Source organism: Dankookia rubra, from assembly GCF_004355005.1.
Classification (GTDB): domain Bacteria; phylum Pseudomonadota; class Alphaproteobacteria; order Acetobacterales; family Acetobacteraceae; genus Paracraurococcus; species Paracraurococcus ruber_A.
This window is the reverse complement of the sequence record NZ_SMSJ01000025.1, coordinates 56,430-79,244: the sequence shown is the minus strand read 5'-3', so window position 1 is coordinate 79,244 and position 22,815 is coordinate 56,430. Positions and strand designations below refer to the sequence as shown.

Below are 22,815 nucleotides of genomic sequence, written 5' to 3'. Positions count from 1 at the left end.
GTGCCGAGACATCGCCGCTTCGCATGGAGTGCTTGGACATCTTCTCTCCGCTGCCTGGCGAGAGCGAAGTGACCAGCCAAGTCGAGCGGGACAGCTCAAGGGACACGAAGACGGCGGCAAGAGTGACGTCGATCGCGGCCGGAGCAGAGCAAGGTGCAGATGTCGGCATCGTCGCCTCCTGATTGCTGGTGAGCGGGTGCATTCTGCCAGACAGCTTGCCGCCACTCATCGCCCCATAGGATCTTGGCGCTGATGCGCTTGCCACGCCGACGCTCGATGGTGTCGTCGAGGCCCAGCAGCACCGGCCCCGCCGGCACGAAGGCATCCACCAGCAAGCCAAGCAGGACCCGCGCCGCCGCCCGGCCACTCCAGGCAGCACGGTTGAGGATGCGATGATAGTTGACGAACCGCCGTTCCTGGCTGCGTCCGGTGATCCGGAGAATGCTGGTCACCGTCCGCCGGCCCGGCGCCAGGATGGCCCCGACCAGCAGAACCTGGGCATGTCGCCAACTCCGTTGTTGGAAGAGCGGCGCGAAGCATAGGATCACAGCGGCGAAGCGGGCCGGCAGGCGCGGCATGGCGGCTGTCCTTTGGCGGGGACGCCCCAGCCTAGCCGCTCACCCGCTCCGCCGCCTCACCTCAAGGAAATGGCCAAAGTCGAGCTTAAAGGCTGTTTTGAAAGCTACGGGGCAGGAAGTCGCTTGCGGTTTGGGTGGGCGAGGCGGTGGAGCATGAGGCGGATCATGGCGAGGGTGACCATCGCCTCGGCGACCTCGGGCCGTTGCTCGTAATCCTTCGACAGGCGCCGCCATCGTCCGAGCCAACCGATGGTTCGTTCGACCACCCACCTGCGTGGCAGCAGGACGAAGCCCTTGGTGCCTGCGAGGCGGCGGACGACGATCAACGTCAGGCCGAGCAGAAAGCAGGCGAGCAGGACGGCGAGGCGATCGTAGATGCTGTCGGCGAATACGGCCCGGAGCCAGTTGTAGAGGGGCTTGATACGCCGAAGCAGTTCGCCCGCGCTGTCCGCATCTTGGATGGACGCGGCATGCACGAGCACGCCGAGCAACAGCCCCTGCGTGTCGACCGCGAAGTGCCGCTTGCGCCCCTTGACCTTCTTGGCTGCGTCATAGCCGCGAGGCCCGCCGCTCTCCGTCGTCTTCACACTCTGGGTGTCGAGGATGACCGCGGTCGGGCTTGGTTCGCGCCCCGCGCCCTCGCGCAGCATGACGACGATGTGGTGGCGTATGCTCTCCCACACCCCGTCGCGGAGGAAGGCGCGCATATAGCCGTAGATTGTCGGCCATGGCGGGAATGCCGGAGGGGGCGGCAGATGCCGCCACTGGCAGCCGGTCCGCACGAGGTAGAACAACCCGTCCAGCAGGCGCCGCATGTCGGTCGTCCGCGGATGGCCTCCGGGCTTGGCAGCCGGAATGAGCGGTTCGAGCAAGCGGTACTGCTCGTCGCTCAGGGCCTGACCGGACCCGTAATCCCCAACCAGCGCGCGGGTCTCGGGCGTCCACATGGCGGCTACTTTCCAGGAAAGCCGCCCAGAACGCTTCTCCTACGCCACCTTTTCAGGCCCAAGTTCGCCAGGGGCGACTTTCAAAACAGCCTGTTACAGATGCTCGCCAAGATGGCGCTGGAACCCGAATGGGAGACACGCTTCGAGACGAACAGCTGCGCCAGTTCTTCGCATAACAAGTATCGTATAAACCATTGCCAAATGAGACAAATAAAAAAGCGGCGGGGTCTTGCGGTCTAACCGTCTGGAGCGTATTTTCAGCTTTGGGTACAACCATCATGGTGAGTGGCCGCCGCTGTGCCCCTTATCGCTACTATGAGTGGACCTCCGTCGCGTCGTGTAAGTCTTGGAAATTGCCGGTGAATAGAATCAGTCATCTCACGCTCAATACCGGGCATCTGGCCCGGACTTCCCGCCTCGATGTAGCACAAGGGGTCATTGACCAACTGCTGCCGCTCATTGATGCCGAAGAGGGTCCGGTGCCGTGCATGCCCGGCTGGTATTTGGATTTCATGTTCCCGCGCGACAGCCAGGGAGCCCGCTTGGATGGTAGTGGCTTCTTCCATATTGCCAGCGAACCTGGCCTTTCGAAGCTGCCGGCGGTGCTCTGCGTGGCCTGCTGGCGCGTGGAACGGCAGGCGGAAGCCTGGGCGCACGTTTTGTTGGATTGGCAGGCTCTGCACCTCGCCCTCTCGGGTCTGGGCTTGTGGCGCCCGGCCCCGTCGATGCCGCCGGCACTGCCATGGCTTGCAGTCTGGATGACGCCGGCCGCCCTCATGGCCGGCATCGAGAACATGATGGCCTTCGGCGATCTTGAGCGCTGCGTTGCCTGGGCAATAATCCCGGATGCCTAACAACTTCGATCTCACGACGCATTCCCGATTGCCCGGGACCTGTGCGTCAGCATCCACACCATGCAGTGTTGGGCCGCCGGCACCATCCCCCGCCAGATACCGCGGGCATCGAAACTTCATGGACTGGGATGATGCCGGATTCTGGGTCTGAGTCGAACTTCCGCGATCTTTTGCCACGGCAGTTTTTAGACGAACTGCGCGTCCGTGCTCCGCTTCCGCAGGTGATCGGCAAAAAAGCGCATCTCGAGCGCTCCGGGCGCAATTGGAAGGGCTGCTGCCCCTTCCACGACGAGAAGACGCCTAGCTTTTATGTCTATGATGACCACTTCCACTGCTACGGCTGCGGCGCGCACGGCGATGCAATTTCCTTCGTTCTGCGAGCAGACCATATTGGGTTCCACGAGGCTGTCGAGCGCCTAGCCGACGAGGCCGGCATGGAAGTCCCCGCTGCCTCTCCGGAGGAGGTCGAACGCTCCAAGCGCCGCCGGGCTCATCTTGCAGCTCTCGCAGCTGCTGAAAAAATCTTCCACCGCCGCCTCTTTCAACCCGAAGGCCGGCCTGCTCTCGATTACCTTCGCAGCCGCGGCATTTCCGACGAGACGATCCGTGCGTTCCGAATTGGGTGGTCCGGACCCGGCCGCGGCGCATTCCATTCGGAATTACGGGCGCTTGGCTTTGATACAATGGATATCGTCGATGCGGGCCTGGCCCGTCAGACGCGCGGCTGCCTCGTCTCCGACTTTTTCTTCGAGCGCGTCTGCGTTCCTGTTCGGGACGGACGCGGGCGCACCGTGTCCTTCAGCGCACGTGTTCTGGGCGACGGCGAGCCCAAATACATCAACGGCCCAGTGACAGCGGTCTTCCGGAAGCGCCGTGCGCTGCTCGGTCTTGATGTCGCCCGCAGGGGCTTAGCCGAAGGCGCCCGCCTCCTAGTGGTCGAGGGCGCTTTCGACGTTCTTGCCCTTCACCAGTCGGGGTTCAAAGGAGCGGTCGCCCCGCTCGGAACCGCGCTCACGGAGGAACACCTGCAGGAATTATGGCGCTTGGCTGAGGAGCCAGTTCTTTGCTTCGACGCAGACCTTGCCGGCAACAAAGCCGTGAAGCGGGTTATTGCATTAGCCCTGCCACACCTGACCCCTGACCGCACGTTGCGCGTCGTCCGGCTGACTGACGGCAAGGACCCGGACGCCCTCCTCCGGAAGAAGGGAGCCGACTTTTTTCGTGCGATCCTGAACGCGGTCCCAACGTGTTCCGCGTCGATTTTCGAGGCCTTCCGTGGGGGCTGTCCGCTGGATACCCCAGAGCGCCGAGCGGCATTCCGCGACCGCCTAGACACGGCCGTCCGCTCCATGGGCCACGCGGCTCTGGCGGCTGAATTCAGCGCTGAGTGGCGCCCGGCCCTCCGCGCCAATGCACCGGCTGCGGCGAGCGCGGAGGAGAAAGAGATCGGCGAAGAGAACGCCGGCGAGGCTGCGCCTCGGCGTCGCCGGGGCCGTCCGCGTCGCGGTCCGGAGGTTGCTTCCGGCCACGCTCAGGTTCCGACGACAGCCCCGCGCGTGCTCGACGGAGACGAGGCCACCGCCCTGATCGCCAAAACCCGTGAGACCTTCGGCTTGCCAACTGGGGGGCACGAGGACGCAGCCTTTGATTTCGCGGTACTCGAAAACGGTGCAGTCGTTATGACGAAACGCGAAATTCGTGTCGTTCCCCGCCTCGGCCCCATGGATGAGATCACCCCAATCTGCCTCCCGATCGCCGTCACCGCGTGGCTGGTCCGCCCCGACCGCACGCGTTGGGGTAAACGGCTGACCGTCTGCAGTCCCTCCGGGCCAGTCACTATCGATCTCTGGGGCGACGATCTTGCTCAAGACGATGTTCTGCGTCGCTTACTTGCTAATCGGGCGGGATTCCACGCCTTCCACGAGCCGCAGTGTTTCAAGATGCTTAGAGCTTGGCGGCCTCGCCATCGCATCCTGATCCTGTCGAGACCGGGCGTGCACGTCGTGCCGGAGACCGAGGATGGCGTGGTCGACGGGAAAGTACGGCGGGTCTACGCACTGCTTAACGGCACCGTCCTCAACGTGCCAGCTGATGTTTCCGTTGAGCTTGAGTCAGGGATGTGCATCAAGGACCGCGTCGCCAGAGGTGGGTCCCTTGCGGGCTGGACCGCAGCGACTGAGGCAGCTCTCCGGCTCCACCTTCACCATCGGCGGGAGGGCGACCCAACCGCTTGTGTGCCACCGTGCGATGGCCTGCCACACGTTATCCTCGGCATCCCTCTCGGTTTGGCCGCTATCCTCCTCGCCTCGACCGGGCTTAACGCCGCAGTCTGTCTCAGCGGTGCGTCAACTCGGGGCAAGACCATCTCCGTCCGGGCAGCTTTGAGTGTGTTCGGACTCCCCACTGAGGAGGGATTGCTCACCCTTGCGGGCGGCACCCAGGTTGGCGTCCGCCTGCTGGCCCCTAGGCGGTCGGGCGCGATTTGCTCGCTGGACGAGACCCGAACTGCTCGGTCGACGCAGCATCTCGTGGACGCGATTTTCGGCTTGGCTGCCGGCGTGGACCACGTCGCCGGCGAAGGTGCCAACGGGATGCGTGAACGCGCAACCTGGCAAACCTTGGGCTATGTAACATCCGAGTACACAGTACGGTCGATGGTCGAGGCGACCGGCATCCAGATGCCGACCGGCGGATCAGCCCGCCTCCTCGATATTGACATTGGGGCCCGGATAGCGGAGTGCCGAAAGGCCGACATCGACGCGATCAAAGCCGCGTTCGAGGGCAATTACGGCCACGCGGCGGAACCATTTGCCAAGGAGGTTGTCGCGCGAGGCTATCTGCACGACCCGAGCGCGTTATTGGGAGCGCTCAACGCGCGGGTGGAGATCCTGGCATCGGGCAAGGCGGCGCACGTCGGTCGCGCGGCCGTGGTCCTCGCCGCCGCACAGTTGGCCCTGGAGATCGCCCAGGAGATCGGCCTCCTCAGCAGCAACTTCGTCGATGAGGCGGAGAACTGCATAGTTTGGGCGATGGCTAACGTCGCCGAAGACGCCGTGTGTGATGCCCGAGAGGCTGCCCGAGACAAGATTTTGGCCTGGGTTGCCGCCGGCCAGGGCAGCTACATCCAGCCGCGTGAAATGACTTACGACGGGTTCGGACGCCCTGTTTATTCGCAGAGCGCCCAGGGTTATCGCGACGACGCGCAGGACCTCCTGCTGGTCGAACAGTCCGTCTTGGCGAAAGTCGTCGGGCCCGGACTCACGGCGTCGACCCTGGGGCAGGCTCTGCGCGAATGGGGGTGGCTTGCCAAAACCGCGGACGAAGAGACGCCTAACGGCAGGACGAAAATGCGTTATGCCCTTAAGGCTTCGATCCGCGGCGCTAGGCCGCGCTGCTATCACTTGCGACTAGCTGCACTTGGAATGGATGGGCAGGACAAATACGACGCCGAAACCGGCGAAATTCCTCGTGCAGCTCCGTATGCCGCCTAGTCAGCGAAGGGCGTCTCGGCATCCTTTCACTCAAACCGCGGTAGCAATTTTCTGCGGCATAGCCGCGTCAGCGCCCGCCGACGATCACAGCCCACCCACGCAGCAACCCAGCGGGCCTCTCGGGAGTTGGCATCTCCACGGCTGCATGATGCGATGCACGACGAGTCCCGCTTACTACCAGCGCTGCTGACGCAGCCGCCGCCCGCTGCTTGAGCCGTTGCTGCTCCAACATCTTGGCGCGCAGACGAACTGCCGTCGCCTTGGCTACCTGCCAGTCGTCGTCGCGGATGCCCGCAGGACGTTCCAGGTCGGTGGGCAATGCATGTGACATTGGGAGCGTTCTGTCCCACTATAAGTTGAATGGTAGCACAAGTCTAACTATAACCTTCACTTAGAATAGCAGAATTTTTGATTCGCGTCGATTTCTTAACTGCTCGACGCAAGATAACTTGTTGAACTCGAGCCGGATCTTTAGCCCTCTTTGTCCATACCCTCTTCTATCACGGCGATCTGCCATATGCCCCACCGGAGGAAAGTCGGTGGGGCAGGCATGTTCCTTTGAAAATAATGACCTGGAGAAGGGGTGTCCCATCTCTTTTTTCTGAAAAAAATGGTGGGGCAGCAGGTACTCTGGGCTTTTCCTCGCCAATTCAGTGGTTTGCAGCCGGGTGCCCCACCTGCCCCACCAAACCCCACCATTTGTTGGGGGTCGTGCGGGCGCAACAAAATGCCGAAAGGCCGTTAGAACTGAAATCGGGGCATCTTTTGTGCAGGAAGGGAACCCCCTCCTCGAAAATGGTGGGGCAGGTGGGTCAGGTGCTCTAACCCGTTGAACGCATGATGCTATTTCGTGCCTCTTCCATCGCGGTTGTGGGGCAGTAGGTGGGGCACTCGGTGGTGGACTTCCCCCCTGAGAGTGGAGGGGTGGGATCAGAGCGTCATGCAGCTGCAGGCATAGCGATCCCCTCCATGCTGGCCCGCGCCTCGGCCGGGGTGCGGTAGCCGACGCCCGAGTGCAGGCGTTGGCGATTGTAGAAGACTTCGATGCATTCGAACACGGCCGTCCTCGCCTCGTCGCGGGTGCGGAAACGGGTTCTGTTGCAGCTTTCGGAGCGGTCCCGGCAAGGTAGAAGCCGCGCATGGTGATACCGACCCGCATTTTTGCTGACCCATTCCTGCCCTTTGCGGGCGCCAAGCTGGAACAGGTCAAGGGTTATGCGGACTGGTATGAGACGGCATCAGGCGGGCACGGTGAAGCAGGGCGGGTCCTTCAAGGGACGGCAGTTCACCGCCGAGGTAATCCTCTGGGCAGTCCGGTGGTACCTGATGTTCCCAATCAGCTACCGCGATCTCGAGCTGATGCTGTCCGACCGCGGCGTAGACGTCGACCACACCACGATCTTCCGATGGATCCAGGCCTATGCGCCGGAGCTGGAGAAGCGGATCCGCCCACACCTGCGTCCGAGCAACGGCTCGTAGCGGGTCGACGAGACGTATGTGAAGGTAAAGGGCCGCTGGACCTACCTCTATCGCGCGGTCGACAGCCGCGGCCAGACGATCGACTTCCTGCTCTCGGCCAAGCGGGATGCGGCGACCGCGAAGCGGTTCTTCCGCAAAGCGCTGGGGCAGCCGCATACGGTGAACCCGCGCCCCATCACGGCGGACAAGAACCCAGCCTACCCACGCGCGGTGGCGGAGATGAAGGAGGATGGTGAGCTGTGGCGACGCTCACGGCTGCGCCAGGTCAAGTACCTCAATAACATTGTGGAACAAGACCATCGGCGCATAAAACGCCTGGTCAGACTGGGGCTCGGCTTCGGCAGCGTCTGGACGGCGCGACGAACCTTGGCGGGCTACGAGGTGATGGCGATGGTGAGGAAGGGGCAGGTACGGAGGATTGGCGGACGCGACATGCGGGCCCAAGCGACCTTCGTCGCCGGGCTGTTCGACATCGCTCCTTGATTTGCTTGCTGCCGGAGGGAGACTGTCAGGAATTTTGTGTGGGACGGCGTTGGTCAGGTGATGGCAAAGCGGTCCTGGAAGAGAATGGCGAACTGCGCCTTGGCAGCGCTCCACTCTCTCTGCGGCATCTTCCAGTCTTTGGACGCCCGGTTCAACACGAGAAAGAGCAGCTTCAGCGCGGCGTCATCGTGAGGGAAGTGGCCGCGCGCCCGCACCGCTCGGCGCAGCTTGGCGTTCAGCGACTCTATAGCGTTTGTGGTGTAGATGATCCGGCGTACCTCAGTGGGAAACGCATAGAAGGGGATCACCTCGGGCCAGTGCCGGCGCCAGGTTTGGGCAATGACGGGATACTTACGGCCCGACGGGCCCTCGTCGAAGGCGTCCAGCGCGGCTTCGCCAAGTTCGGCGGTGCGGGCACGGTAAATCTCCTTCAGCGCTGCCGCGACCTCCCTGCGGTCCTTGTAGGAGACGAAATCGAGCGACCGGCGGATGAGATGCACGACGCAGGCTTGCACTTGCGTCTTCGGGAACACCGCGTTGATCGCGTCGGGGAAGCCCTTCAGCCCGTCGACGACGGCGATCAGGATGTCGGCCACGCCGCGTTCCTTGAGCTCGTTCATGACCCGTAGCCAGAACTTGGCACCCTCAGTCTGCTCAATCCAGAGACCGAGGACCTCCTTGGTGCCGTCCGCCCGAACGCCGAGCGCGACATACACCGCCTTGTTCCGGACCGTACCTTCGTCGCGAACCTTGACCCGGATCGCATCGAGAAAGACCAGCGGGTAGAGCGCCTCGAGCGGCCGGTTCTGCCATTCGGTAACCTCGTCCAGCACGGCATCGGTCACCGCGCTGACCAGATCAGGCGAGACCTCAAGGCCGTAGAGCTCGCGCAGGTGTCCCTGGATCTCGCGGGTGCTCATCCCTCTCGCATACATCGACACGATCTTGTCGTCGAAGCCGGGGAAGCGCCTCTGGTACTTGGCGATGAGCTGCGGGTCGAAGGTCGACAGCCGGTCGCGCGGGATCTGCAGGTCCAGCCTGGCGGTGTCGGTGAGCACGCTTTTGGCGCTGTAGCCATTCCGGCCGTTGCCGCGCCCGTCCGGCTCGCCGGTCTCGAGGTGGTGGTCCAGTTCGGCGTTCAGCGCCCGTTCGGCGAGGGCCTTCTTGAGCCCGTCCAGCAGGCCGCCATCGGCGAGGGCGATCCGGGGATCCGACCCAGCCAGGAGCTGGTCTAGCAACTCATCCGGGATGGTAGGCTGTTTGCGTCGCGGCATGCGATGGCTCCTTCAGCAACATCGTACCGCCCCAAACACAAACTTCCCGATAGACCCGCCGGAGCCTTCACAGCCCGCTGCGAACCTTGCAACAGAACCGCCGCTGGATGACCGGGATGGCCCTCGACCGCCTTGATCGCGTGATACAGCGCGGTGAGGTCGAGCCGCTCGGCAAAGGCCCACACGAAGCGTGCCCGATGATTGGGCGGCAGCAGGTCCTCAAGACTGATCGGACGCAAACTCACCTGGCGCCGCTCGGCCTGGCGCAGCCGCGGAACTCCCACGGGCCGCGCCGCCGCCATTTGCTTCGGCAGAGTTCCGAAGAGACCGGTCTTGGAGTCCGTCGGCATCCCGCTCACCGCATCGTCGTCGTGCTGAGGCTACTCAGGCACCGCGCCGAGTGGAATCCAGCCGCCCGGATCCAAGCGAAAGATTTACAGCCTCTGAGCTCGCGCGAGAGCAATTCCATGGACTCCCCGCGCATCAGGCGCAGAACAACCTCGCGCTTGCGCCCCACGCTCCAGCACTGGCCAGGCGGCAGCGAGCCGATCCTGACGACGCCCGACGCCGGGTCAGCCTGACCTGTGGATAGCGCGGACAGGCTGCGCCCGCCCTCGCTATCCACAGGCCCCATAGCCGCATCATGCCGTTCGTTCTGTTCCATGCTGGACTTCACCATGCCGGTCTCCCGTCGGACAAATGGGTGTCGAGAGAAACCGGGGGAAGCTCACGGCCACCTCAATGACCAGCTGGATCGTCTTTAAGATTAGTTAGCTAGTTTGTTTGTATAGATGTTTCTTAGTTCAGCTAACAAACCGATGGAAGTGGTTCGTATGCGCCCGGCGCTCGTGACAGATGCTGAGGTAGTAGAGGCGGCACGCCGGATTCGTGCGCGCGGAGAGGATATCAACGGCTGGTCGATTCGCCGCGAGGTTGGCGACCGTGGCAATACGCGGCGCTTGTTGGCCGTCTGGAAGGAGCAGGGAGACGCGGCACCGCCTACCAAGGCCAAGGAAGACACCGGCAACTTGCCTGCCCCGCTGCTGGAACTCGTAGCTGCGGGGCGAACCACACTTTTCGCCGAACTCGATACGATTATACATGCAATACATCACCATGCGAGGAAAGACGCGGATGCTACGTTCCGGCGTATCACGGACGAGTTGCAAACGTCCGAGAGGCGCATCAGAAGCGAGCTGGAACTGGCTGAGGCGAGTGTGGACGCGACAGAACATGAGTTGGACCGGCGAGGGGACGCGATTGCTGCTCTGGAAGCCGAAGTCGGAGAGGTTCGCGTTCAGATCGCATGCCTGACGGAGCGGGAGAGGCGGGCCCTCCACCATGCCCAAGAGGCGGACGTACAGATCGTTAATTATCAGGCGGAGCGGGAGAGCTTTATCAAAGCTGCCCAGATCGCGCGGGAGAGCCAAGCAGCAGCCGAGGCCCAAGCGGCAACTTTACGGGACGAAGTGAATCACCTTCGCGCAACGCTGGAGCGGATCGAAACCGTCCGGCAGGTTGAGGTTGGCCGCGCGACTGCGGAGCTGGCTGCAGCCCGGCAGCAAATCGAGGACGCTCGCGGCGCCCACCAGGCCCAGATTGATGCCGCCCGTCAACAGGCTGCTGCGGCGCAGGCGGCCGAACACACGCTTCGTGGCGAGCAGGAGCGCCTGCTGACGGAACTCGCTGCGGCGAGCACAGAGCGGCGCCAGGCCGAGACGACGCTGCAGGCTGCGCAGCGAGAGGTCGCAGGAGCCGAGCAGCGCATTGCGGTCCTGGCGGTCGAGTTGGCCGAGGCTGGCCGTGGACGACAGATCGCGGAGCAACGGGCGGCAGCGCTGGAGGCTGAACGGCGAAGCGGAATGCGACACGCCTCCCGTACCGCGAGCGTCCCACCGAAAGCAGAACGAGCGGTAGCGACGGAGGAAGGGGACACCCTCCTATGAAGCACTCGTCCGTAACAACCAGTATGCCCCTAAACTTTAGAGAATCGGCGCCAAGGGAAGGCGGCGGTCTCCAGCAGTGCTGGCTTTCCTGACAACTGCTCCAAACGCCGGACTGCCGCCGACGGCGGCGTATGGCGGCGCGACTAGCCAACCGGCCGTGCTCCGATCGTGCCCAGCGCCCGGCCCATCGTCGCCGCACCCATAGCCAGCAGGCCGCTGCAGACTTCGGCCAAGAGATCGAGGTGACCATGTTGCTCCATAATTTCCATCAGCACCGGCACCAGCGGCTGCCGCCTAATGCTGCGGGCAGATCTCCCATGCGCCAATTTGGTGCATGGGAACTCCGTTAAGCCGCACTGGAACCCGCCTTTTGGCGCATAGGAACGCAGAGGGGTGCGGCATGGGAACGCTGGCAAACGGCGCACAGGAACGCCTGTGGGCTGCTTCGGAGCCAAGCACCGGAACGTAAGTGTTGGGCGGGAACACACGCGTTGGCGCAGGGTACGTTTGCCAACCAGTTGTTGGTCGTCACTCAGTGATGCCGCCACGACACCGTCGCGGCGCCACCACAGCACCATGAGCAGTATGCCAAGCCGGAGCCTGAGCCCACACATGCGCCGCCGCAGATGCACATCTAATCAGCTGTCAGCCGATCGGCGACCAACTGGCGTCGTAGATGGTGATGTGGTTGTCACCGGACTGATACTGCGCATTCCAGCTGGTCTGCACGCCAATGCCGAGGGCCAGATTTTGGCCGCCGTGTGCATAGTCCAGCGGCACGTGCTCGGTGGTACTCCACGTCTGGTGGCCATCCACATAGCCGGTCAGCCGACCCGGCTGCCACAACATCGAATATGTGTGCATCTGGGTCGCGTCAAAGCCTGCCATTTCGTAGGCCTGAAACGCGTTAAGCCCGTCCGCTGTGCCGTTCTCGCCTTTCGAATGAATCGTCGAGTACCCCCTGCCCTCCGGCGTGAACTCGATCATGTCGAGCTCAGGGCCAGGCCACTTATCGGTGCCGGGCCACACATCGGCGTAGACGCCGATCCTCCCAGTCATGCTCAGCGTCCACGAGAAGAGACCGTATCCCGATCCGGCCGAGGCGTCGGTCGGTGGGACCATCATCCCGCTGTCGCCGTCAGCGGCCGTCCGGTGGATCGTGACCTCGCCGGGGACGCTAAAATCCACGCCCTCGCCCCAAACCCGGGCCAGTAACCCCGGCCCGTGGTCGAAGGTCTCTCGCCACCCGTTCGAGGTGTCGATAGTGGCATCGACCCCGCCGCCAGTAGGGATGTCGGGCAGGTTCGGGATGTAAAAAGTGACGCCCGGGCTCACCTTCGGCGGCAGGTTGTCGGGTAGCCACGAGAAATCCCAGCCGGCGGCGTGGAGCTCGAGCGGACTGCCCGTGCCGAAGCCCTGGCCGGTGTCGTTTGTTAGGTAACTGAAGTCGGCAGAGCGCCAGTCGAAGTCCATCGACGCTAGAGGCGGCAACGCCGCCACGGTGTTAGCCATGCTTCCTTGTCCTCGGGGGAACTGCCCCGCGGGGAAGGTCAGGCCAACCGGCGCGAATGGCGGGCGCACCCATTCGCGCCGGTCGCCAGCACATTGGGCGTATGAGAAATACGGAGAGCCCGATGCGTCGCCTCGCCCTGCTCTGCTCTGTTGCCATGCTCGCCCCCGGCCTCGCCCTTGCGCAGCAGTTCTGCGCTATCGACGGTCAGCCGCCGGCGGTGCGGCCGCCTGCCACCGTGCAGACTGCTCCAGTGAACAACAGCGACCGCAATGTCTACTCGGTGATCGGGGCGGAAGAGATCGCCCGCAGCCCCGCGCTCACGCGGATTGCCAGCAAGGGCGCAACGCTGCTCGACCTCGGCACTGACGACGGGATCCGGACCGTATTCGCGTATCTGGGGGAGAGCATGGAGGTGTTCCACGTCACCGGCTCGGGGCGCTACGCCGTCCGGAGCGGCCGGCTGATGGACATGGCCGAGCCTGATCCGGCAAAGCGCGATCTGACCATGCGCCGCGCCAGCATCATCCCGGGCGTCCTGCCTGCCGTTGATATGCGCGGCCAGCCCGCCTCTCAGGAGGGCGCTCAGGCCACGGCGCCCCAGGCGCAGGATGGCAATACGGTCCTGGCGCAACTGAAAAAGGCAGACTACGGCGTTGCCGGCCGGCCGGATGCCCCGCGGCTCTATGCGTTCATCGATCCGCTGTGCTCTTTTTCGGTCCGCCTAATCGAGGCCCTGCGCCCCCACATTGCGGCTGGTCGGATCCAAGTGGCGATCGTGCCACTGGCTCTTATTGACCATGAGACGGCCGGCCGCAGCACTCCTGCCGCGCAGACGCTACTCAGCCAGCCCTCAGAGGCAATGGACAGTTCGTGGCGGGGCATGGTGGACGCGGTTCGGGCCAAGCGGGCCGATACCTTTGCGCCTACGGACGAGGGGCGTTCCCGGCTGGCGCGGAACATGGCGCTTGCCGCCTCACTACAGGTGCAGGCGACGCCCACGCTCGTCTGGCGGCAGGCAGACGGCACGCCGAGAGCGCAGATGGGCGGCCAGGACATCGACCGGGTCATCGCCTCCCTAACGGGGGCGCAGCGGTGAGCAACGAGGAGAAGCCCCGCCGCGGTGTCCTCCGTTGGGTGGGGCGCCAGAGCGTCAATGTGGCGACTGCCTACCCGAGATTCGCGTGGCAGGCCACCAATCCCGAGGCAATCCGAGCGGAAGGGGAGAATATCCGGCGGCTTTGGGCGGTTCTTCGCGCGCCCAGGCCGCAGGCGGCGACCATAATCACCGACCCGGAGGGAAGGATCGACATCGCCTTGACCGCCGAGGTTTCGGGCTTGGACATTCCTCATGTCGAGAGGTTGTTGGCGATGCGCATGCGCCGGACTGCGACCACATTCTGGGCCTGTGTGAGCGTAGCTACGGCCGGCTTTCTGTCCTGGGTCGCAGCTGCGATCGCGTCACCGCCAGAATTTGCGGGCCTTTGGTCAGGGATGATGACTCTGATCCTGACCTTGACCCTTGGCGCCAAAGCCCTCGAGGCGGCGCTCCACAACTGGCAAGTTCGGGTCCTGCGCCTCGGCAGTGTCGGAGAGTTCCTCCGCACTGCCGATACCATCCTGCCGAGCCGTCGCGGAGCCATCCGGCCCCGCTAAGCAATCCAAAGCCTTAGGCCACTAGGCGCCCAAGGCTAGCGCCCGCTATCCAGGATAGCGCGGGCTAGAATACGCCGGGCGGCAGTGCAGAGCTGGCCGCCGGCAGATCCCCAGACCCCGGCCTGACGATGGTCCCCCTGCGATTATAGACAGGGGGCCGCCAGCGGACATTGGCGCTACCGTAGGCCATGTAGGGGTCGTAGTAAGGGTTCGCCACATGGGGCGCGGCCGGCGGGCTGTAATCAGCGCTGCTCCGCAGGTTACCTCGGCGCTCGCATCCGCACAGCGCCAGAACCACACTCAATCCAACCAAGGCCAGCCGCATACCATCCTCCTGAGCTAACAGGGGGAATCCTGCGGTGGATCCGCGCGAATGGTGCCAGCCATCTCGGTACGGAAATCCTCGAACCACTGGAGATCCTCGAGCCGCCCCTCAGCGGCGTTTGCGCGACCAATCCAGTATTCCTTGCTGGCTTCCTCCTTCAAGGCGCGCTCTCGCCACGAAAGTGCCGAGGCATGGTTGCCTTAGGCGACTTCCTTGTTTCGGAGCGCGATCGCACGGACCCGGGCGAGCTCAGCTCGGAGCATCTGGACTTCCGTTTCCGGATCCACAGCACCAGTGAACGCGTCGACCATGTTCTGTGCGACGCGCTCATGCTGCTGCTGGATCTGCACGCTTGCTCTGCCGAGCATGTACCCCATGAGCGTGGACATGGTGAGTGGCCTCCTCTCGCTCCCTGACTAGGTTTTATCAGGTGGCACAACGTCCGTCGCGACCGAAAGTGTGCCGTCCATGCCCTGCTTTTGGCCCTGGCCATCCCCGCCTTCCGGGCCGGAGATAGCCTGCTGCTGGCCGATCTTGCGAGCGGCGTTGCTGATGCTTTCCACACTGGCGTCGATGCCCTGGAGAGCCCCTACCATGCCAGCGCCCGCTACCTGTTGGGCAAAAGAGTCCATATCCACGCGGTTCGCCGGCCTCATGTTGGCCCAGGACAGAACATGGTGCGGCACGAGGCTGATCATCCGGAACGCATACGTTGAGGCAGCCATGTGGAACGCTGTGAACACGCACATGAAGACCGCAAGCCCGATGATGTTGCTAACGATCCAGCCGTTCATGAGGCCGGATCCAGCGGCGATCATGAAGGTCCGGGAGATCAGCCAGGCCAGGGCCGCATAGACCACGTAACCGAGGAACAGGCCGATCAGCATCAGCACAGGCCGGAAAAAGATGTTCGCCAGGGTGATGTAACCTGAGGAGCCGTTGCCGTGCAGCGCCGCGTCGCGGAACGTCAGGTGCGCCAGCATCCACAGGCTCACCGAGATCCACGCTTCTAGCACCAGGACCAACCAGCCCGCGATACCCGCCAGCCATAACCCGAAAGGCAGCAGTGGCAGGAGATAGGCCAGGATCATCCCGGGGATCAGCAGGCTCATCAGCCCGGCAAAAATTGGCGCCCCGAGGTAGCTGACAACCATGTGGCCGACGGCGGCGCCGGCCACGCCGCTGAAATTCAAGGTCAGGGCGCTGACCGCCATCGTTGCCGCCGTGCCGGTCCCCGACGCGAGAATGGCCGCGAGGCCGAGTGCCGCCAGGCTAACCATCATGAGCTTGTGGCCGGTCTGCACCTGGTCGGCGAATGGGTCCTGCCACAGCGATTTGGCCGGGCTGGCCATGTCCGTGAACAGCCGCAGCACGCGTTCGCTCAGGTGCAGTGACCGCATGACTTTCTCAAGAATCGAGGCTCCATCCTCATCAGGAGAGGCGCCGCTGTACAAGTCCGCATAGCCCCCGGGTGTGTCGGTGCCATCCGTGGTCTGCGCGACGGTTTTGATCGTTTCCTTCCATTGCGTAACGGCGGCTACGAGAGGGACGAGGTCGCGGTGAACGTTGGTTCCCAGGCTCTCGAAGCTCGGCGGTGTCACAGTCGGGGTGTTGGCCAGCACAGAAAGCGTAGCGCCGTTCAGCCGGGCGAATTCCATCGAGTACGCCCCGGCGCCGGACCAGTTGACGGCCCATAGGCGATCCACCTGGTTCTGGCTGCGATAAGTGCCGCGCCGGAGGTCGTCGGCTTTCACGGCCGCGCGGAGCTGCAGCGTGACGTTCGTGGCCGCCTCGGTCAGCTGCCTGGTGTAGCTGTCCGTTGCGCTGACATAGGCGTCCATCATTGGAGCCAGGGCGGCGGCCTGGCGCGTCCGCCAGAGATTATCCGCGACCTGCCGGGCCACCGGCCGGATGTGCTGCTGCACCACGTTCTCGAGGATCTGCCGCTGCGTTCCGGTCATGTCCATGGACACACCCATGAGCGTCGTGGAGGACGTCCCCGCCGGGGAGCGCACCGTCACTGTGCCGCAGAATGGCGCCCCCGTGGCATTGCCCGGCGCGAGGTTGTAGGCCCAGGTCACCGCGCCTGCCTCGCCTGGCCTGCCGGTGGTAATCGGCTGGGGGATGGGCATCATCCGCTCGTTGTTGGTCGCGGCCACCACCAGGGCGCGGCACAGCTCGTTCTGCAGCAGCCCTGAGACAATCAGGCGGGTTCCAGGGATCATCGGCGTAGCGATGGGGACTGCATCCGGGCCGAGGGCCTTGATGGAGTCGGCATATACCAGTCGGGCTGCGCCGATGCTGCTCATTGCGACCTTGAAAATGACCACTTGGCCGAAGGACACGCCCGTCGTTGGCGACGGAAACATGAATGCCAGGGCGATCGGCATCCGCACCGCCGCCATCCAGTGCCAGTGTTCATGCAGCGCGGTCCCGCGCGATGCCGTCCGGATCAGGTTGGTGAGCGCCCCATAGATCGTCCAGACGGCGGCGATCATGAAAACCAAGCCCGAGAGCCACCCGACCATCAGACCGATGACGGTCCGCTGGTTGGCCATCTCGGCCCCGCCCTGGACCATCGACGGCAGGACGCTGCGCAGGACCGTCGCGGCCCAATCATCTCCGGGATCGCTGAGCGCGCCCCAGGTCAGGTCAGAAAAAGGTGCCGCCGCGGCCAGACTTGGCGCGGCGGCGAGAGCAATAAACAGGAACGCTGATGTAAAGCGGCGCATGACGGCCTCGCCAGTTGGTCTGGCGAGGGTGCTGTAAGGCGGCGCGAATGAGCCTACGGCGAAGGGCTGGGCGAGGGAGACGTGCTCGCCCGGGCCGCAGAGACCGCCCCGCTGACCATGGCGCGGACCTTCCTCACGGCCGCCACGAACACCTCTGCGGTTTTGGCGGCGAGCTCCTGCAGCGCGGACTTCCCGCCTTCCCTGCCGGGGATGCGGGCAGCGTCCTCGCCAAGGGAAGCGTCGATGCGCTCGAAAGCCTCGGCCTTGGCCGGGTCGATGCCGCGGCGACCGAACTCCTGCATCTGCGCCTGTCGCAACTCGCCATAGCGGCCGATCGCCTTGACCGCCTGGTCGTAGGAACGGGCGAAGCCCGGCGTGCGGATCGCCTCATCAAACTCGGTCCGCAGACCGGCGTGCTTGCCGCCCTGGCGCATCTCCTTGATGACGCTGTCCAGGCCGCCCGGCTCACGGGCCGCTGCCGTCTGGACCCGCTCCAGCAGGTTCCGGCCCGGACCGGAGACGAAGGCCTCCACGGCTGTCATCGCGGCCCGGCCGGCACTCTCCGCGTCGGCGACCGTACGAGCCGTCCGGCGGTCGGCAATGCCCTCCTCCATCCGCTCCAGCCGCTCGGCCAGGCCAGAGGTGATCCGCTCCCAGGGCGGGTGCCCCTCCGAAGGCGCCGGCTTCACACGGGACAGGAGATGGTTCGCCAGGGACTTCCGGGCGGTACCGCCAGTCTGGCCGGCGGCTGCCTCCTGTGCCGGCGGCTTGGCGGCCCCAGTCTTTGCTCCACCGTCCTGCTTGCCCTCGGCATCCGTCCTGACCTCGGCCTGGACCCCGGGGCCGGGCGAGGCTGCGACAGTGCTGCCGCCCTCGACCGCGGGGGCGGCCTTGGCCGGGGGCGTGGCCGGGGTGGCCGCCACCGGCGCCGCAGCAGGCTTCTCCGGCGCTACCGCACCGCTCATCACCTGGATCTGGGTATGGAGGGTCTGCAGCTGGTCGGCGATCTCCGGCGTGTCCTGGTCGCGGGCCTTGGCAATGTTGCACACGACGCGGCGCACCTGGCGGACGAGGTCAACCGACGACATGGCCGCCGTCTCGCGCAGCATGGCTTGCGCGCGGGGATTCCGGAGGCCCGGATAGCTGACCATCCGTTCCTCCATCTCGCGCCTCAGGTCCTCAGGCAGCGCGAGCTTGGTCCCCGTGGTGCGTTCGTAATCCATGATGGCCCAGGCAATCCGGGTACGCAGACCCTCATGCCGGAGAGCGTCGGGCGAGGACAGCGAGGCATCGAGAGATGCGAGTGTCTTGGCCAGATCCGGGGCCTGCTGCTGCAGCTTGCCCGATTGGGCAGCCATCTGGGCGACCACCCCCCGCAACGGATCGACAGGGGCCGTGGAGGCTGGGCTTGCCGCGGCCGGGGCCGGGGCCTCGGCCTTGGGCGCCGCCGGCTCTGCCTTCGCCTTGATGGCCGCCGCTGTCGCCTCCGGGTCCAGGGAGCCATCTGCACGCATGATCCAGCCGCGGGTCGGGCCAGCATCCAGCGTCAGCTTGACCTGGTTGTCGGTCAGGCCCTGCACAAAGCCCTGGGCGGCCGTGACGGCCGCGCGTGGGTTCATACCAAGCGTCACGATGCCTTCCAGGGCGGTCGCCTCGATCAGCACCCGACGCGGATCTGCCGCGGCCGCCGCACCTTCCCCAACGGGCGCGGGGGCCAGTGTCGTGTCTCCGTCCATGCTCTGCTCCTGCTTTGCCGTGCGTGTGGCTGTGATCGCGCCGTCGATCTGCCGGCGGACAGCCGCCGAGCCGGATGACTGCTCGAAATCGTTCCAATCGGTGCCGGGGTCGCGCTCGGTGAAAGGCGGCAGAGCCGGCACCGCGCCGATCTCCACGCGCATGCGCTCCGCCGTCAGCGCCCCGACATTCGCCTTCGGGGGCGTCAGACGCTCCTTGTGGTGGTCGTTGTCCCCGGCCGTGACCATCACCTGGTGGGGATTCTGCTTCCGCCATTCCCGCATCACTTCGCGCAGGTTCCCGGCGGAAAAACACACGACGACGGGCAGTTTGGTACTGCGGTACAGGCTCTTGCCCGTGGCAATCCCTTCGCAAAACAGGACCGGTCCGTCCGGGGCAACCTCTCCCAGGACGAGCCGCCCGCCGCGCATACGGCCGCCGAACAGCCCCCGCTTGCTGCCATCCGGCCAGATCCGTTGGAGGGTCTGCAGCGCGCCGCTGGCATCGCGCACCGGCACCAACAGGGTGCCATTCCGAGTAAGCCGCAGGCCCTCGGGGTCGATCCCCTTACTGGCAATGTAGGGGTGATCGGCCGGCGCCTGCCGATCCGCGTGGGTATCCCATAGCCTCTGCGCAGTGCGTGCGACCCGCACATAGCCGGCCTCGATCCGGCGCTGCTCGGCCGCCTCGACCTCGGCGCGTTCCCGTTCCCTGGCCTGCAGCCGCTCGGCAATAGACGCCCGTTCGTCGCGGGACATCGGCCGGGCGTAATCCGGTTGCGGCATGCCGAGGTAGCCACGGGCATAGTCCAGGGCAGCGACAAAGTTGAGGCCCTGCTGCTCGCGGATCAGCTTGAGCATGTCGCCGTGGTTGCCGGGTCCATAGTCATGCCACCGCCCGATCATGCGGCCAGCTACGGTGACGCGGAGCTTGCCGCGGTCGCCAAAGCGCAGGTCGTTGCCCGCTCGCCGGCCCGGCGTGCCAATCAGGCGGGACGCCAGGTCTCCGGCGGAGCGCCGGAGACCCTCGCGGATCTGCTCCAACTCCTCGCGCTGCCTAAGCGTGCGATCAGCCGCCACCTCAGACCTGGCGCGGCCGCGATAGGGTGCACCGTCCGGCATGGCCTACCTCACCTGCGGCGTGGGTAAGGTGCTCAGGCGCTTAAATGCATCCTGCGGGCGTCCGGTGTCGCTCTCCACGCGGGCCGCCAGCAGGGCGGCGTTGGTGTTGGCCACATCTTCCTGGACCCGCAGGGTTTCCATCTGCAGGTGCAGGCCGAGCGCCTGCATGGAGGCGATCTCGCGCAACACCGAAGCCGGTGGCATCCGCCAGATGGCGGCGTTCCAGGCCCGCCCGGACATGCGCCGGTTGACCTCGAGCTCGGCGGCCTGCAGCCAGCTACCGCGCTCCGTGACGATGAGACCCTGCGCCTGCTGCTGCGCCCGTTGTGCCGGGGTCAGCGTCACGGTCTCCGCACGCCTGGCGATGTACCGGGTGTGCACGTCCTGGGCGAGGCTCATGTTGGCGAGGTAGCGGTCACGCCATAACTTGATGTCCTGGCTCTGCGCGGCTCTTAGTTCATCGCCACGCAGGGCCCGGAGCGGCACCGGCTGCAGCGCCATGATCGAGAAATCGATCGCGGCGTTGATGTTCTCGGGGCGCGGGCCGTAGCTGAGACCACCCGTCATGCTGGCTGAACGGATGTCGCCGTTCGGCCTGTCCGTGAGCTGGCAGACGCCTTCCGCGGCTTCCAGCTCGCTGCAATAGCGGTTGCGATGCAGCCTAGCGCGGTCGGCCGCCGCGTGCCCCTCGCCGTGCCAGGCAGGGGTTTCGGGACCAGCCTCGCGCCGGCGGTTGGCGACGGAGGTCAGAGAGGTGGCCACGATCCAGCTTTGGCCGGCGCCGACCGCAATGGCCTGACCATTATCCAGGCTCTCGCAGGCCGCAGGCGTGGCGATGTGCTCATCCCGGATCTGGGCACTGCGGACATTCCGCTGGAAGCGGGCCATTGCCGTGTTGCTGGCGTCGGCGACCTGCTGTTGCGCCGCAATCTGCCCCTTCAGGTAGTTGGCCGTCTGAGTGAACCCGGCGACTGTGTTGCGGATCAGTTCGACGATCGCCGCGGTGTCGAAGACCTCGGCCCGAGCCGACGCCAGCGGCGCCAGCGTGACCGAGGCAAGGGCGGTTGCTGCCAGGAGTGCCTTGCGCATCTGCCGCCCCCTCACTGCTGCAGGCCGAGGGGACGGACGACGGGATAGCCAACCGGCACGGAGGGCGAACCGTTGAGGTAGAAGCCGTTGGCAGCGCCGCTCGACAGCGAGGCGCTACCGAGTGCCGGCCCGCCGCCTCCGAACGACAAGCGGGGGCAGAAACTGCCGCCCATGAGGCCGCCAAATCCGAGGTTCCAACCACTGACGGTCAGGCCGCACTGGACCGATCCGATGGCCTGGTTCCAGGCGGATCGGGCGGCAGCGCAAACCTGCTGCAGCGCCCTCGACGCGGCGGCGGTCAACATGGTCTGCGGATCGAAGTTCGACATCATGACGTTGAGGCCGGAGCCGTTGAAAAAGTTATCCAGACAGGTCAGCGACATGACGCTCTCAGGGGCGGGGATTGCCTGGTCGTCAGCCTCAACCCGCGCGGCGATGCCGGCAGCGGCGGCCTGTGAGATTTCGGCGCAACCCTGACTGCCTCCGGTGCCGGTCTGAGCGAGCGCAGTACCGGCCAGGAGTGTGGCCGCCAGGGCCGTGGCGCAGAGGGTGCGTCTCATGCCGCGCCTCCCGCCATGCCTTCGGGCTGGCAGGCCGCCAGCAGCATCTGGATACGCTCCGGGGCGTAGACGCGGGCGAGCACCGCACGACGGTGCAGCGCCTGCAGTTCGGCACGGATGAAATCGCCATCCGGCCCGGCGCTCATGGCCACCGCCAGGACGGCATTGCGCTCGGGAAGGCCGGCATCACCGAACCAGTCGAGCAGGCGTAGCCGCCGCGCCATGCCGGATTGCGCCAGAGCAGCGCGGAGATTGGTCGCTGTTGCCGGATGGCGGAGCCGGGCGGACAGACGCTCCGCGTCGGCGACCAGAGCTTGCTCGAGCAAATGGCCAAGCCTGACCATCATCTGCAGAACGGCCGGGTCGGCGTCGATAGGACCGAGCATTGGGAGCGTAGCGACGTCTGGGTCACGCTCCCGCAGCCAATCGGCAACCGCATTGGGGGACAAGTCGGGCATTCGCACCTCCATGGTCCCACCAGGGTGGCGGTGACCGGCGCGAATGCCTCAGTTGGAGATCAGCGGGTGATGCTGACCTGGTTTGCAGTGCGGCTGAGCTTGAAGCCAAGCGGCTTGATGGCGTCGGCCAGAACCTGGTTCCACGGCCGCCCGCCCCGCCAGTCGACCGGTAGCTCTCGGTCGACGCCATCGCCGAACACGACGGAGATGCCTTCAGGGACGATCTGACGAGCGGCGACGTGGACCGGCACAGCCTCACCAAATCCCACGACGGCCGGCAGGCTCGGCGGCCTCCGGCGCGGTGGGACTGCGATCCTGACCGGTCCAGGGCTCGCCCCAGCCGTAGGGAAAGCCGGCGGCGCTGAAGGCGCTAGAAGGAAGTCGGCATGTGCTGGGGCCGCAGCGGCGATGCCGAGGACGGTGGCGAGGCAGATGGACAGCTTCATCGAGGTATCTCCCGCATGATCAGCGGAAGATCATGCGAGGCAGCGCGAATGGAGATACCAAGCCGCTCCGAGTGACTTCAGAGACAGCATGAGACCTAGTGAGTCAAAGTTCGCGCTTGGTATCGATTGTGC

At 65.1% G+C, this 22,815-nt stretch carries 19 protein-coding genes and 2 pseudogenes; 6 read left to right on the top strand and 15 right to left on the bottom strand.

Annotated elements, in window-relative coordinates:
- Positions 1–95: 95 nt before the first annotated feature.
- Both E2C06_RS18350 and E2C06_RS18345 read right to left on the bottom strand, forming a co-directional pair.
- On the bottom strand, positions 96–578 hold the full coding sequence (locus E2C06_RS18350; RefSeq protein WP_133290067.1) for a transposase: 483 nt from the start codon (positions 576–578) through the stop codon (positions 96–98).
- Positions 579–682: 104 nt separating this feature from the next.
- Complete coding sequence (locus E2C06_RS18345) at positions 683–1,525, bottom strand: IS5 family transposase (RefSeq protein ID WP_133290066.1); 843 nt, start codon at positions 1,523–1,525, stop codon at positions 683–685.
- Between the two features lie 359 nt (positions 1,526–1,884).
- On the opposite strand from E2C06_RS18345, the gene E2C06_RS18340 reads away from it, so the two are divergent.
- Together E2C06_RS18340 and dnaG are read left to right on the top strand one after the other, a co-directional pair.
- Complete coding sequence (locus tag E2C06_RS18340; protein WP_133290065.1) at positions 1,885–2,379, top strand: hypothetical protein; 495 nt, start codon at positions 1,885–1,887, stop codon at positions 2,377–2,379.
- A 128-nt stretch (positions 2,380–2,507) separates the two neighbouring features.
- Positions 2,508–5,870: a DNA primase gene (gene dnaG / locus E2C06_RS18335; RefSeq protein ID WP_133290064.1), complete on the top strand. Its 3,363-nt coding sequence runs from the start codon at positions 2,508–2,510 to the stop codon at positions 5,868–5,870.
- 938 nt (positions 5,871–6,808) lie between these two features.
- Here the strand turns inward: dnaG and E2C06_RS18330 are convergent.
- A pseudogene (locus tag E2C06_RS18330) lies at positions 6,809–6,970 on the bottom strand (IS3 family transposase); the annotation flags it as partial.
- Positions 6,971–7,121: 151 nt separating this feature from the next.
- Between E2C06_RS18330 and E2C06_RS18325 the strand changes: the two are divergent.
- A pseudogene (locus E2C06_RS18325) lies at positions 7,122–7,832 on the top strand (IS6 family transposase).
- A 53-nt stretch (positions 7,833–7,885) separates the two neighbouring features.
- On the opposite strand, the gene E2C06_RS18320 reads toward E2C06_RS18325, so the two are convergent.
- From E2C06_RS18320 to E2C06_RS18310, 3 genes are read right to left on the bottom strand one after another with little or no spacing between them, the layout of a single operon-like run.
- Positions 7,886–9,106, bottom strand: a complete 1,221-nt coding sequence (locus tag E2C06_RS18320) for an IS256 family transposase (protein ID WP_133290063.1) — start codon at positions 9,104–9,106, stop codon at positions 7,886–7,888.
- Positions 9,064–9,456 (bottom strand): hypothetical protein, encoded by a 393-nt coding sequence (locus tag E2C06_RS41070; RefSeq protein WP_133290062.1) that lies wholly within the window; start codon positions 9,454–9,456, stop codon positions 9,064–9,066. Before E2C06_RS41070 ends, E2C06_RS18320 begins: the two co-directional genes overlap by 43 nt.
- Positions 9,457–9,461: 5 nt before the next feature.
- On the bottom strand, positions 9,462–9,785 hold the full coding sequence (locus tag E2C06_RS18310; protein ID WP_133290061.1) for a hypothetical protein: 324 nt from the start codon (positions 9,783–9,785) through the stop codon (positions 9,462–9,464).
- Positions 9,786–9,939: 154 nt separating this feature from the next.
- Between E2C06_RS18310 and E2C06_RS18305 the strand changes: the two genes are divergently transcribed.
- Positions 9,940–11,052 carry a DNA-binding protein gene (locus tag E2C06_RS18305; RefSeq protein ID WP_165982474.1) on the top strand — a complete coding sequence of 371 codons (1,113 nt, stop codon included), beginning with the start codon at positions 9,940–9,942 and terminating at the stop codon, positions 11,050–11,052.
- A gap of 143 nt (positions 11,053–11,195) precedes the next feature.
- Here E2C06_RS18305 and E2C06_RS37680 read toward each other — a convergent pair whose 3' ends face one another.
- Together E2C06_RS37680 and E2C06_RS18300 are read right to left on the bottom strand one after the other, a co-directional pair.
- Complete coding sequence (locus tag E2C06_RS37680) at positions 11,196–11,333, bottom strand: hypothetical protein (RefSeq protein ID WP_165982473.1); 138 nt, start codon at positions 11,331–11,333, stop codon at positions 11,196–11,198.
- Positions 11,334–11,697: 364 nt separating this feature from the next.
- Complete coding sequence (locus tag E2C06_RS18300) at positions 11,698–12,564, bottom strand: glycoside hydrolase family 16 protein (protein WP_133290059.1); 867 nt, start codon at positions 12,562–12,564, stop codon at positions 11,698–11,700.
- A gap of 122 nt (positions 12,565–12,686) precedes the next feature.
- On the opposite strand from E2C06_RS18300, the gene E2C06_RS18295 reads away from it, so the two are divergent.
- Both E2C06_RS18295 and E2C06_RS18290 read left to right on the top strand, forming a co-directional pair.
- A complete protein-coding gene (locus E2C06_RS18295) occupies positions 12,687–13,661 on the top strand; it encodes a thioredoxin domain-containing protein (RefSeq protein WP_133290058.1) in 975 nt (324 codons plus the stop codon).
- Complete coding sequence (locus tag E2C06_RS18290) at positions 13,658–14,218, top strand: hypothetical protein (protein WP_133290057.1); 561 nt, start codon at positions 13,658–13,660, stop codon at positions 14,216–14,218. The genes E2C06_RS18295 and E2C06_RS18290 overlap by 4 nt, the downstream gene beginning before the upstream one ends.
- A gap of 525 nt (positions 14,219–14,743) precedes the next feature.
- Here the strand turns inward: E2C06_RS18290 and E2C06_RS18285 are convergent.
- The 7 genes from E2C06_RS18285 to E2C06_RS39445 are packed head-to-tail and all read right to left on the bottom strand — an operon-like array spanning position 14,744 to position 22,683.
- Positions 14,744–14,932, bottom strand: a complete 189-nt coding sequence (locus tag E2C06_RS18285) for a hypothetical protein (RefSeq protein WP_133290056.1) — start codon at positions 14,930–14,932, stop codon at positions 14,744–14,746.
- A gap of 27 nt (positions 14,933–14,959) precedes the next feature.
- A complete protein-coding gene (locus tag E2C06_RS18280) occupies positions 14,960–17,275 on the bottom strand; it encodes a DotA/TraY family protein (protein ID WP_133290055.1) in 2,316 nt (771 codons plus the stop codon).
- Between the two features lie 53 nt (positions 17,276–17,328).
- Entirely contained in the window at positions 17,329–20,130 is a 2,802-nt protein-coding gene (locus E2C06_RS40330) for a toprim domain-containing protein (protein WP_133290054.1), read from the bottom strand.
- Positions 20,131–20,133: 3 nt separating this feature from the next.
- Positions 20,134–21,219: a hypothetical protein gene (locus tag E2C06_RS18270; RefSeq protein ID WP_133290053.1), complete on the bottom strand. Its 1,086-nt coding sequence runs from the start codon at positions 21,217–21,219 to the stop codon at positions 20,134–20,136.
- 11 nt (positions 21,220–21,230) lie between these two features.
- On the bottom strand, positions 21,231–21,779 hold the full coding sequence (locus E2C06_RS18265) for a hypothetical protein (protein ID WP_133290052.1): 549 nt from the start codon (positions 21,777–21,779) through the stop codon (positions 21,231–21,233).
- Positions 21,776–22,237 (bottom strand): hypothetical protein, encoded by a 462-nt coding sequence (locus E2C06_RS18260; protein ID WP_133290051.1) that lies wholly within the window; start codon positions 22,235–22,237, stop codon positions 21,776–21,778. The genes E2C06_RS18265 and E2C06_RS18260 overlap by 4 nt, the downstream gene beginning before the upstream one ends.
- Before the next feature lie 59 nt (positions 22,238–22,296).
- Positions 22,297–22,683 carry a hypothetical protein gene (locus E2C06_RS39445; RefSeq protein ID WP_241671348.1) on the bottom strand — a complete coding sequence of 129 codons (387 nt, stop codon included), beginning with the start codon at positions 22,681–22,683 and terminating at the stop codon, positions 22,297–22,299.
- Positions 22,684–22,815 lie beyond the last annotated feature (132 nt).